Here is a 12,889-nt window from a genome sequence, read left to right as displayed (position 1 = left end):
GGTAAATTTGTAATTTGAACGTAACTGCTTTTTTCCGCACTGATTATTCTGCACACACACTAAAGCGCCTTTGGAATATACGGCGTCTCCGCAGTGTATTAATATGTTTCGTATTGTATGTAGCCGGGTCTGCATGTCCTCAGAATTATTCCTCAAAGGCTAGGCCCGGAGCGGCAAATCATTTCTTTTCTACCGCAGACGTTTGCATCTTGCATCCGGTCAGTTTGTTAATAGTCGCGGAGTTCACAGTACAAGGCTTCCTGCGTTCCATTCACCGCTCTAAAGGTTGGCGTTTCCGTCTCTATCAGCTACAGGCAGGTCTTCAGAGCTTGCCTCTCTTTCTCCGGGTCCGGATTGGTACAAAGTTCTTTCAGCATCCGGTTCACGACGGTTTTAGCTCAAGCGCGACTCTGACCCACCATGTAAAATCATACGCCATAGGCGAACCTAGTATCCCGGAACCTTCACTGCCAATCACCATGCCATCGCCCAGCAAGACTTCAAGCGCGGCGTAGAGTTCTCCCTTTATTGCCTGTATATTGGTTAAGAACAATGATTTAAACCTGCTGCTAAATCATTCAGTTAGAACAAATTATCCACACAATTTATTTACTTAGTACAATAGCATATTAATAAGATTAATAACAACACCCAGATCAGAAGATTACTTCAAATGTACTTCAGTCCTATAACGCAACAAGCCTTGCCGTCTTTGTAACTCATTGCAACAAAAGCGGTTAGAGGAATTTTACGCGTAAGAAATCGACAGGTTTTCACTGACTTGTAATCAGCAGGTCGGGGGTTCAAGTCCCTTCGCCAGCTCTGGTAGCCCGGTTTAATTACCGGGTTTTTTTATTTTAAATCGACTAATTTATCAGTATATGCTTACCGATTAATACTCTTCATAAGTCCCGGAGTTTATCCCGCCATAGGCGGGACCAAATCCGAAAACCCTCTAATATCATTATTTTTTTGTTTAAATTGATTTAAATTACCATGGCATATTTACCGATGTACTCTTTTCATAAAATACAAGCAACTATTCTTTCCATAGAGAAAGTATAAACCATATAATTTTAATACTGTCTATTATTTTCTATAACATTTTTACTGCATTTTTCGATCTCTTTTATTTTATCGACAAGCTCATTCATCGAAAATGGTTTTGCCAGAAAATACGTAAATCCTTCACTTAGTAAGTATTCCCGATCCCGTTCTGAAGCATAAGCAGTTAAAGCTAAACAAGGCACATGTTCATAACCTTTTAATTTTTTAATTTCTTGTATTAACTCTATACCATTCATTCCCTTGCCTAAATGAATGTCAACGATTAACAGATCGTATTCAGTTTCATTCACCTTTGATATTGCAGTTTCAGCATTTTCAGCATTATCAACTGTATAAAATCTCGATAATATTCTTTTAACGATATCCAGTGTTTGCCTATTGTCTTCTACATGCAGTATTTTCATCCATTCTCCTAAATCTATTTAACCTAATTACCCTTTATCATATTCAATTGGCACCTCTACGCTAAACACACTCCCTTCTCCTAAACGGCTTTCAACGAATATTTCACCGTTAAGTAATTTTACATATTTTTTTACTATAGACAGTCCTAATCCGACTCCTTCATATTCTCTTCCGTATCCTTCGCTCAACTGCCGGAACTCATCCCAAATCACATCTATTTTTTCCTTAGCGATCCCTATTCCTGAATCTTTTATAAGGATTTTTAAATACACTTTATTATCTCTATTAAAATCATTTATAATAATATCGACACTTCCTTCATTGGTATACTTGATGGCGTTATCAAGTATATTTGAAATTATTTCATAGAGTAAATGCTCGTCGGACATTATCAAATTATTTTTTACACTAATATTACTAGAAATAACAATATTTTTCTTCTGCGCTTCCCTTCTATAATTCGCTATTATTTCGTTTATCATAGACCTAATATCAAATGGTCTGATTTTTATACTATAACCTTCAAATTCCATCTGTGTTAATTGTAAAATTTTTGTTAAAGTATCTTTCATTCTTTTGGAAGACTCCAGTATACCTTCAACCATTTGCCGTGCATCAGGATCAGTTATAATATCCAACAGAAGTTCTGAGTAACCAATAATACCAACGAACGGAGTTCTCAATTCATGACTCATATTAGCAAAGAATATAGATTTTAACCTATTTATTTCCTCAGCTTTTTCTTTGGCTTTGACTAAATCTTCTTCATACTTTTTTTTATCAGTTATGTCAAGAATTATTGCAGTGAAATAAGACGTTTCCTCGACACTTATAAGCTGCAGATGAACTTCAACATTGTAAATACTTCCATCCTTCCGTTTATGGACAGTTTCAAATTTTATTTCATTTTTATCGCCTTTTCTTAGTGGTGTAATTAATTTTTCAAATGATTCTTTTGTGAATTCTGGTTTTATGTCAATAGGCGTCATTTCCCTAAGTTCTTCCAGGCTGTATCCTAAGTTTCTTAGAGCTGAATCATTAGCATGTATAAAATTTAATGCGCCGGCGTCAATAATATATACTTCGTTTAATGACTTCTCTAAAATTTTGCGATAAATTTCAAGCTGCCTCTCTGATTCTTTAAGATCCGTAATGTCATTCATAACACTAATTATATGGGGCTCCCCATTAAACAAGAATGTATTAGCAGATATCAAAACAATTTTGAAATCCCCGTTTTTTGTTCTAAACTTGGCTTTAAAATTTTCAACACTCTCTTTTTCTATAAGGCTATCTACAAATGTTTTTCTGTCATCAAGATTCGCCCATGTATTTAATTCGAGCGATGTTTTTCCGATAACCTCTTCTTCTGTAAAATTCATCATTCTGAGGAAGGCTCTATTAACAGCTACATATTTACCATCCTTTAGTCGACTAACAACTACCGGAACAATACTGTTTTCAAAAACTCTTCTGAATTTTTCCTCGCTTTTAATCAGAGCTTCTTTCATACTGTATTCATCAGTAACGTCTCTGATCACTAATACTACCCCTTTGAATTTTCCGGTTTCGTCAAATATGGGAGCCACGGAGTCCGTAATTTGATATTCTTGGCCTGTCTTGGAAATAAGCTTGGCGCTATTTGCAAGCCCCACAACTTTGCCCGTAGAAATAACCTTTTCTACGGGGTTATCCGCTTTTTCATTAGTCGATGAATTGTAAATTTTGAAGATCTCTTCGATATGTTTATTAACGGCTTCTTCGACGCTGTAACCTGTCAGTTGTTCTGCAACTGGATTTAAGCGCACAACGTTGCCATTTGTGTCTGTAACTATTACTGCATCTCCAATAGAATTAAACGTGATTCTTAAATCTTCTTCTTTTTCCTTTAGCTCAATTTTAATACGGTGCAGCCTCCCTACGCTTCGAAGTTGCAGTCCAACGAGTATGGATACGAACGGATAAATTAAGATTGCTGTCAACCATACAACCGAAAATAAATGCATTCCTTTAGTTAAAGACAGAAAAAACAGGTAAGAGGACAATGATATAATTTGAACAGTAAATCCAAGAAGGTATAGAGATAATGTTGTAATATCTTCAGGTTTGTTGCGAAATTTAACTCGAAATGCCAATCCCACAGCCGCTGCACCAATAATTGTAATAACACCAGCAATGACACTCTCGTTACTAAAATATATTTTATATACACAAGCTGTTAACACAGAAATAGAAGCGCTAAAACTGCCTCCGAATAAACTTGCCATCGATATTATTACAGGACTTGAGTCAAGCAGCATTGTATTTGTATAATTATCTGTAAAATACATGCTTATAATAGTCATTAAGCCACTGGCTATTCCTAAAATTACTTTGAAGAGTCTATCATCTTTGGTATGAATGTTATAAAAAAAATTATAGAGAGTTGAGAGCGCTAATAACAGTACAATATTTTCTGCCAGTTGAAACGGCATGATTCATACATCGAAGTTTAGAGAAATAATGTAAATATATGTTACAACGCTTATTGTGTCAACTATTCGTCTTTTAATATATCTGTGCCAAATATTTTTAGCATATATCAAGATATTTAAACTTTGATAATAAAATTAAAAACTTAACACCCTATGAAGAATATTTTATATACAATTACGTATCTTAATCCTAACCTAAACCAGATAAACTTAACTGTCAGAATATATTTGTTTATTTAAAATCCCAGAGACTTTTATTTGCTTTAATTCTTTCTATTTTCAGTTTCATTTCTTTAATCGAGTTCATAAGGTTATTGCCTTTGTGATAGACAAACACTACGGTCATCCAGGCTTTCTCCCGGGGTTTCAAAGTAAATTCGCCGGTCGATAAAAAGCTGCGTACGTCTACTGGCGAATCGAGCCAGCCTGTGCGCGTAATCGGATCGCCAGTAAATGCAAAGAGCGTTTCTTTATTCGTAACAGGATTTATCATCGGCTGACCGTCGTTCGAGAGCCCTTTTAATACATACATTATTTGTTCGGGTCTTTTGAAGCTGTACTCGCCAAACTCGGGATTGATATAATTGTTCTTCCTCATTATCCTATGACTGTAGACGCCGCTATTTTTTGGAGTTTCCAAAAATTTATAACCCGCCACATTAAAGTCTAGGGTATCGTAAGTATAGGAAATTTGTCTGATCGAGTCATACGCCGTTTTGTTGTTTAACGAAAATCCAATGTCTGTATCGGTAAAAAAGCCGGCTCGCAGATTTTCCCATGTTTCATAGCTTAAGTTTTTGATGCAGTATTTTATAAAAAAAACATCTTTCAAATCTTCGGAATTAAAAGCATAGACAGCGGCTGTAACGAGCAAATCTTTTATCGGATATGCGTAAACAAGCGGTTCCGATATTGTAGTGTCCGACAGAAGAGCCGTCCACAACATTTTATCTCCGTAAATTTTCGGTCCGATTCTATCCCTCGGAGCTTCCAGATCACTAGGCCAACCGTCCGCATTGTAAAGAGTTCCCGCTTCGAGCGCGTATACTCCGATTTTCCTGCCCGCCTGTTCCGCAATATAATTTGAATACGGCGGTTGCGTATGTACCAGATTTCCTCTTATCTCGCCGTTTTTCTCCATTCCGATCCACAATCCTGCTTCGTAAGTAAGACCAGAAATAGACAGTAGACCGGTATTAGTAAGACCTACTCTAAAATGATTAATTGTAAACTGACCCTCCTCAAGCGGCAGCAAATCTACTACTTCAACTACCGGCGGCTCATTAATTATTTTCCTTTCGCAAGCAGTAAGAGCTATGATAATAAACAACCCCATTAGATATTTGAACATATTCCTCATTAATTATAACTCCATAAGACCTTTTTGGAAAAATATTTCTGCATTGGAAATTAAATAAATATTGCCAATAATCGCATAAAAAACCCTCGAGATTCTGTAACCAAATATTAAGCTAATTAAATATCGATATATTATCAACAAAATTTATTACGTTTCATAATGATCTCAGACAAGTTAAGTACAACTTTTAAAAAACTCGCCTGAGACTTTAATTCAATCCCCGGAATTGAGAAATATTTTTCTAATTTATATACTAATTAAATCTTCGTATACATATTAACAGCATGAATCACAATTACAATTTCCCCACCAAAAAAATATTCCGCGCCCCGGTATTCAATTTTATTCATTAATTACGCTTAAATCTGTATTTTAAAGCGATAAATAATCAATCTAATCGGAAACATAAGAGGAATAAAAACTATGAGTTTTAAAATAATGTGGACAAAAACCGACGAGGCGCCGGCGCTGGCAAGTTATTCGCTGCTGCCGATCTTACAGTCGTATACAAAAGGAACCGGAATCGAATTCGAAGTAAAAGATATTTCGCTTGCCGGCAGGATATTGGCTGCTTTTCCTGAGTATTTGAGCGAGGCACAAAGAATCGACGACCATCTTGCCGAACTCGGCAAACTGACTCAGGATCCGAACGCAAACATCATCAAACTGCCGAATATCAGCGCAACAATACCGCAATTGAAAGCCGCAATTAAAGAACTTCAGGAAAAAGGTTACTCAGTGCCCGACTTTCCGGATGAACCCGGCTCGGATGAAGATAAAAAAATCCGCGAGAGGTACTCCAAAATTTTGGGTTCCGCGGTTAATCCCGTTTTGAGAGAAGGCAATTCCGACCGCAGGGCAGCCGCATCGGTCAAAAAGTTCGCTCAAAAACATCCCCACAAAATGATGAAGCCGTGGTCTAAAGATTCCAAAACCCGGGTGGCTCACATGAATCAAAAAGATTTTTACGGCTCGGAAAAATCTCTTACTCTCGACAAGAACGACGTCGTAAAAATTGAGTTCGTAGATAAAAACGGCAATACAACAACATTAAAAGAAAAGCTGGAATTATTGGAAGGAGAGATAATCGACACCGCCGTTATGAGCGTGAGGGAATTGAGAAAATTTTATGAAGAACAGATTGAAGCAGCTAAGAAAGACGGAGTTCTTTTATCGCTCCATCTTAAAGCCACGATGATGAAAGTGTCCGACCCGATTATGTTCGGACACGCCGTTTCTGTCTATTTCAAAGACGCTCTCGAAAAACACGCCGACACTTTGAAAGAAATCGGAGCAAACGTAAATAACGGTCTGTTGGACGTTCTCGAAAAATTGAAAAAACTCCCCGACGAAAAACGAATTGAAATCGAGAATGACATCAACAAAGTTTACGAAACCAGACCCGATCTGGCGATGGTCGACTCGCGCATCGGTAAAACAAATTTGCACGTTCCTAACGACGTGATAATCGACGCTTCGATGCCAGTTGTAATCCGCGACGGCGGAAAAATGTGGAACAAAAACGACGAACTCCAGGATACTATTGCAATGATACCCGACCGCAGTTACTCTACAATGTACCAGGCGATGATCGACGACGTTAAAGCAAACGGACAGTTCGACCCGGCTTCAATGGGCGCGGTTTCGAATGTGGGATTGATGGCTAAGAAAGCCGAAGAATACGGATCGCACGACAAGACTTTCGAATTGAAGTCGGATGGAATCGTAAGAGTGGTCGATAACGAAGGCGCTATTTTGCTCGAGCAAAAAGTCGAAGCCGGCGATATATTCAGAATGTGCCAGACCAAAGACGAAGCCGTTAAAGACTGGGTTAAACTTGCCGTAAACAGAGCCAGGGCTTCTTCAACTCCCGCCGTCTTCTGGCTGGACGAAAACAGAGCTCACGACAGAGAAATTATTGCGAAGGTAAATAAATATTTGCAGGAACACGACACCTCGGGGCTCGACATTAAAATAATGAAACCAGTCGAAGCGATGAAATATACGTGCGAGCGTACGCGTAAAGGATTGGACACTATTTCGGTAACGGGAAACGTACTGAGGGATTATTTGACGGATTTATTCCCGATACTCGAACTGGGCACGAGCGCCAGAATGCTTTCGATTGTGCCGTTATTGAAAGGCGGCGGACTGTTCGAAACAGGCGCAGGCGGCTCGGCTCCCAAACACGTAGAACAGCTCCTTAAAGAAAACCACTTACGCTGGGATTCGCTCGGCGAGTATTGCGCTTTGGTTCCGTCATTCGAAATGGTTTACGAAAAGACCAAAAATAGCAAGGCGAAAGTCTTGGCTGAAACTCTGGACAAAGCAATCGGTAAATATTTGGAAAACGGAAAGTTGCCGTCGCGCAAAGCCGGCGAAATCGACAACCGCGGCAGTTCGTTCTATCTGGCTCTCTATTGGGCGGAAGAACTTGCAAATCAAGATGCAGACGCCGAATTGAAAAAGAGATTCGAAAAAATATTCAAAGAACTCTCTTCGAACGAAGATAAAATAATGAACGACTTGATATCGATTCAGGGCAAACCGGTCGACATCGGAGGGTATTACCTGCCCGACGATATCAAAGCCTCGGCTGTGATGAGACCATGCGCCGTATTGAATAAGATTATAGACGAGCTGTAGAACATTTTCTAATGTTAATTAAACGGACAGGGAAATTTATCCTTGTCCGTTTTTTTGAATCAACGCTGCAGAAGCCATCGATTACCGAAAAGGATACTTCAAATAATAAGCGCCCGGAATGTCCGGGCTTTTATTTAATTTTGTCGAAAAGCATTGAGCAACTCAGAATAGTAAACTTAAACGTTGTTTATTTTTTTTCGACAATACTTTGTAATAAAAGGACAGAGTCGTCAAAAGCAAACTACCCTATTTTATCGAACAGGACTGAGAAAACCGAACCTTCGCCTTTTCTACTCTTTACGTCGATTACAGCTTTGTTCAATTGACAATATTTTTTTACTAATGCCAATCCCAGTCCATTGCCGTCGTACAATCTGGTATAACCGCTTTCTTCCTGTGTAAAAGGCGTAAATAATTTTTTCAAAAAATCTTCGCTCATGCCGATGCCCGTATCCGAAATTTCTACTTTTACTTTATTCCCGGTCTCCGTCACAGTGATTTTTACTTCCCCTTCGTGAGTATATTTGAGTGCATTGTCAATCAGATTGGCAAATATCTGATGCACGCTGTATTCGTCTCCCCTGATTTTCGTATTCTTTGCATCGCACTCGTATTTAAGATTTATGCCTTTGCTTTGCGCCGAAATTTTGAATTCCCCGACTAATTTTTTCTTCAGCATTTCTTCCAGATCGAGAATCTTAATATTTGTTTCGTACGAATCGGTTTGAAGTTCGGAATAATTGAGTATCATATCGATGGTTCTGATTATGCGCGCTGCGGCGATATTAATACTGTCGAAAAGCTCTTCGATTTCCGGATTTTTTTTGTCGGGAAGTTCATCCCTTATCAATTGCATACTCCCTGTAATGATATTGATGGGAGTTCTAATTTCGTGCGACATCTGCGCCATAAATTCGGTTTTGAGTCTGTCGGAAAGCTCTGCTTTTTCTTTGGCAATTTTCAGTTCTTCCAGAATTTTAACGCGATCGATAAACAAACCGAGCTGAGAGGCAATAATTTCGAGAGTGCGCAAATCGTCTTCGGTGTATGCATTTTCGGATTCATAATCCTGCAGCGCAATTACTCCTATAACTTCACCGCTGGAAGAGTTTATTATAGGAGCGCCCATCCAGATAACGGCTTCGCGACCTACAAGATTAATTACGCCTTTTTCTCTCAGTTTTTCGTCTTCGGAACGGGAAATCAAACTAGCTTTTGCATTTTGCCGAACATAATCGGTAAGACCTCCCTTTAGACTGATTGGTTTGTTAACATCGTAATCGTCATATTCATCTTTGTGATAAATAAACTTGTAAAGATCGGTTTCTTTATCGTAGAGCGCGATATAAAAATTCTCAGCTCTTAATATACTTTTAATTTGCTTGTGAATATGCGACGCAAATTCAACCAGGCCGATTTCGGCGGCTGAAATTCTGGAAACGTCGTAGAGTATTTCTTTAACTTTTTCGTTTTTCTTTTTCTCGGTAACGTCTCTCGAAACGCCGATCAATCCTACCGGTTCTCCGTATTCGTTCCTTAAAAATCTCACGTTGACGCTCAGTTCTACCAGGCTTCCGTCTTTTCTGTATTGTTGAATTTCATAAATCCTGTTTCTGTTTTTATCGGCATCCGCCCTTTTATCCTCGGCAAACTCTTCGTTCAACCATTTAATTATACGCATTAATATTTCGGAAGGATATAAGTCTTCTGCCTTCAATTTCAAATACTCTTCAACGGAATATCCCAGAAGATTTGACACGGAAGGACTTATAAAAGTAGGTCTAAAATTCAAATCGGTAAGCCATACCACATCCGTCACGTTATCGGTAATCAGTTTTAATTTTTCCCGTTCGCGCGACAATAATTGTTCGGAATGAATCCTTTTTTCTTCATTTAACAAAATTAATCCGAGCAAAACCGTGGCGACGGGGAAAACAGTCATTACCGGCAGCCATATTTGTTTTACAATATTCCATCCGCTAGGTATCGGTATTATCAACGTTTGGGAAGCCAACATAACAATGCTTCCCAGAAGTCCGGCAACAAACAATACGCCAACGGAGTAATTTAACGGATTGTTATTGTAGTACCGGCGTATCAATAAGCCCGTTAAAGCCGGACCAATAATCGAAGCTACGCCCGCTATAACGCCGGGACCGCCGAGCGTGATTCTGTAGATCGAAGCAACGACTACCGCTATGGCGGCGCTGACCGGTCCTCCGAATAATCCGGCAACAGTTAAAATTATCGACCGTCCGTCGTAAAAGATGCCAGGCGCGTATCGATACGGCAAATTCATTCCCGCTATAGCCGAAACGCCAAATAAAATCCCCACAAGGACGTCAAATAAAAGCTTGCTTTTCCTTCGAAAATTATAGAGCAGGTTAAACAACGTCCCGATTGCAATCAGAAGCGAAGCGTTTAATAAAAGCGACTTTAACATTTATTTTGCTCTATTGTACGGTTAATAAATTCAGAGACATTCTAACGGCAACTTTCTAAATTATTACTTCTATTTACCGGAGACTCGATACAGGGTTATGATTGTATCTGACCTTTGTTTACGATTCCAAAATGATATTAATAATAGTTATCGTTTAATATAATGATACTCAATATATATTATTTATTAATAAATCATAATAATATTATTATCGAAATAACGCGAATAACATTTAACGGCTCGCAATATTTTTTAAGATATAAAAAAAGCCGCCCCCATAAGTTCGGAAGCGGCCAACCGTAATCGTCCGTCAATAAATTAGTTGCTTATGTATTTATATTGACGCGCGGAAACGCTCCTCTCAGCATTACTTTCTTCAATAATGAATTGTTCGGTGATATTTTGCAGATTTTCAGCAAGTCGGTTAAGATTTTCCGTAGCCTGGGCAATCTGCTGCAGTCCCGCAGCCGATTGATGAATAACGGCGGTAACCGACTCGATGTTGCGGCTAACTTGTTCCGCGGCTGATGATTGTTCTTCCGTCGATGCGGCTACCTGATTGACAACATCGGCTACTTTTGAAGACGAGTCGATTATGTTTTTAAGAGCGCTACCTGCAGTATTAGCAAGTTGTATGCCTTCTTCCACTTCATGAGTGCCTTCTTCCATCGACACTACCGCCTGATTAGTATTCTGTTGAATGGTCTTAATCATATCTGAAATTTCTTTTGTAGCTTTGGTAGTGCGTTCGGCAAGTTTACGCACTTCGTCGGCTACGACCGCAAAGCCTCGTCCCTGTTCGCCTGCGCGCGCCGCTTCGATAGCGGCATTGAGAGCGAGCAGATTCGTTTGGTCGGCAATTTCTTCAATAACTCTCACAATTTCGCCGATTTGTTCGCTGCCTTTTCCTAAGTCTTTAACGACCGCTGCCGTTCGCGTAACAACTTCGGCAATTTTGTTCATACCGCGAATGGTATCTTCAACGGATCGTCCTCCGTCTTTTGCATAATTGCCGGCAAGATTTGCGTTTTCGGCGGCTTCCGTAGTATGTTTTTAGGTTTGTATAATCGTGGCAGCCATCTGATTTATTGCGGTTGCAATTTCGGATACCTGGCTGCTCTGCTCCTGCGCTCCGGCGGCTAATTCTTCCGTGCTGGAAGAAATTTGATTGCTCGAATCAACCGTAGCTCTAATCGTTTCTTTCAGTTTCAATATCATGTCCCGAATTCGCTCAACTACGTCGTTAAAACCGTCGATCAAGCGCGCTATGTCGTCGCCTTTTCTTTCGGATTCCAGACGAACCGTCAAATCCCCCGAAGCAAATCTGTTCATACCTTCGAGCAACCGGTTTGTAGAGCGCTCCAGATATTTTTGTATCCCTTTAATTTCCGAAATATCCGTTACGTATTCCAATGCGCCGATAATATTTCCGTTTCTGTCGATTGTCGGAGCGCCGGTGTACATTATGCTGAGCTCTTTATTATTGGGACGCGCAATCGTTTCTCCTGTTCGAACCTCCCTCTCCTCCATTGCCTGGTAGAGCCTACACTCTTTGGTTTTGCAATGGTCTGTTTTAAACAAATCGTAACATTTGGCTTTCAAACATTCTTCCTGAGTCTTTCCAACCGCTTCGGCGCCTTTCTTATTCATATAAGTAACGTTGAATTCTTTGTCGATTGTCATGACGGGAGTCGGTAAATATTCCAGATATTTAATCTGCCGCTCAATTTTTTCCACCATCATATTAAATACTTCCGCTAATTTTCCGAATTCATCCTTGGAACTTACTTCGAGGATAATATCGGTTTTACCTTGCGCTACTAGTTGGGCTGCGTCGTTTAATTTGCTTAACTCACTCTTAATCCAACCTACAATCCTGTAAACCACAACTGAACACAAAATCAAAGACAAAACCGAAAAGAGACCGACGCTCCAAATGGCGCCAGACAGTACGGACATTAACGAGCTTGTTTTTTCCTCGCTTTGCTTTTCCGTTTCCGCCGCTAATTTGTAGATATCTTCGATCAAGCGGGCATTCTTTGAATCAAACTCCTCCATGGCAAGGTCGCCGTCTTCTTTGCTCACTCCGTAAGCCTCAAACATCCTCACACCGCTTTTGTAAGCGTCTTCCGCTTCGTCTCTCAGTTTTTTCAGCCCAGCGACTTGTCCATTATCATATAAAACAATCAATCTGTCAATATTTTCCTTTGCTTCTTGAAGGTTCAAAGCCGCTTCGTTTAAGGCTTCCTGCTCCTGAGTAAGCGACGCATCCGTTAAATATTGCCACATATTGACAATATTTAATTGAGCGGATTTGCTCAGCGATACTTTTGGGTTGCCTTCCGCTAATTGATTAGCGCCGCTTTTTAATGTAAGTAATGTAGTAAACATTCCAACGGCAAATATCAGCGACAGCAGCATTATTAAACCGAAACCAAAGGCTACTTTTTGTTTTACCGATGCGTTATTTACTAATTGCATAACTCCCTCTGA

The 12,889-nt window shown here is 39.6% G+C and carries 6 protein-coding genes and 1 pseudogene; 1 reads left to right on the top strand and 6 read right to left on the bottom strand.

What is annotated here, in order from left to right:
- Positions 1-1,076: 1,076 nt before the first annotated feature.
- From ACOYVE_RS12210 to ACOYVE_RS12200, 3 genes are all read right to left on the bottom strand, one after another.
- Entirely contained in the window at positions 1,077-1,472 is a 396-nt protein-coding gene (locus ACOYVE_RS12210) for a response regulator (RefSeq protein ID WP_422882214.1), read from the bottom strand.
- 27 nt (positions 1,473-1,499) lie between these two features.
- Positions 1,500-3,947, bottom strand: a complete 2,448-nt coding sequence (locus ACOYVE_RS12205) for a PAS domain S-box protein (RefSeq protein ID WP_014856083.1) — start codon at positions 3,945-3,947, stop codon at positions 1,500-1,502.
- A 232-nt stretch (positions 3,948-4,179) separates the two neighbouring features.
- On the bottom strand, positions 4,180-5,298 hold the full coding sequence (locus ACOYVE_RS12200; RefSeq protein WP_157867334.1) for a hypothetical protein: 1,119 nt from the start codon (positions 5,296-5,298) through the stop codon (positions 4,180-4,182).
- A gap of 432 nt (positions 5,299-5,730) precedes the next feature.
- Between ACOYVE_RS12200 and ACOYVE_RS12195 the strand changes: the two genes are divergently transcribed.
- Positions 5,731-7,953, top strand: a complete 2,223-nt coding sequence (locus ACOYVE_RS12195; RefSeq protein ID WP_422882212.1) for an NADP-dependent isocitrate dehydrogenase — start codon at positions 5,731-5,733, stop codon at positions 7,951-7,953.
- A 241-nt stretch (positions 7,954-8,194) separates the two neighbouring features.
- Here ACOYVE_RS12195 and ACOYVE_RS12190 read toward each other — a convergent pair whose 3' ends face one another.
- From ACOYVE_RS12190 to ACOYVE_RS12180, 3 genes and pseudogenes are all read right to left on the bottom strand, one after another.
- Complete coding sequence (locus tag ACOYVE_RS12190) at positions 8,195-10,396, bottom strand: ATP-binding protein (RefSeq protein WP_422882210.1); 2,202 nt, start codon at positions 10,394-10,396, stop codon at positions 8,195-8,197.
- A 318-nt stretch (positions 10,397-10,714) separates the two neighbouring features.
- Positions 10,715-11,416: pseudogene (locus ACOYVE_RS12185) on the bottom strand (methyl-accepting chemotaxis protein); the annotation flags it as partial.
- A 33-nt stretch (positions 11,417-11,449) separates the two neighbouring features.
- Positions 11,450-12,877: a HAMP domain-containing protein gene (locus tag ACOYVE_RS12180; protein WP_422882209.1), complete on the bottom strand. Its 1,428-nt coding sequence runs from the start codon at positions 12,875-12,877 to the stop codon at positions 11,450-11,452.
- Positions 12,878-12,889: the final 12 nt, after the last annotated feature.

Source organism: Melioribacter sp. (assembly GCF_049325435.1).
Classification (GTDB): domain Bacteria; phylum Bacteroidota; class Ignavibacteria; order Ignavibacteriales; family Melioribacteraceae; genus Melioribacter; species Melioribacter roseus.
This window is presented reverse-complemented; position numbering and strand designations above follow the sequence as displayed.

Bases quoted from the DNA above. Each gene is read 5' to 3' on its own strand.
- ACOYVE_RS12210 (WP_422882214.1), bottom strand. From the start codon at position 1,472: ATGAAAATACTGCATGTAGAAGACAATAGGCAAACACTGGATATCGTT.
- ACOYVE_RS12205 (WP_014856083.1), bottom strand. From the start codon at position 3,947: ATGCCGTTTCAACTGGCAGAAAATATTGTACTGTTATTAGCGCTCTCA.
- ACOYVE_RS12200 (WP_157867334.1), bottom strand. From the start codon at position 5,298: ATGTTCAAATATCTAATGGGGTTGTTTATTATCATAGCTCTTACTGCT.
- ACOYVE_RS12195 (WP_422882212.1), top strand. From the start codon at position 5,731: ATGAGTTTTAAAATAATGTGGACAAAAACCGACGAGGCGCCGGCGCTG.
- ACOYVE_RS12190 (WP_422882210.1), bottom strand. From the start codon at position 10,396: ATGTTAAAGTCGCTTTTATTAAACGCTTCGCTTCTGATTGCAATCGGG.
- ACOYVE_RS12180 (WP_422882209.1), bottom strand. From the start codon at position 12,877: ATGCAATTAGTAAATAACGCATCGGTAAAACAAAAAGTAGCCTTTGGT.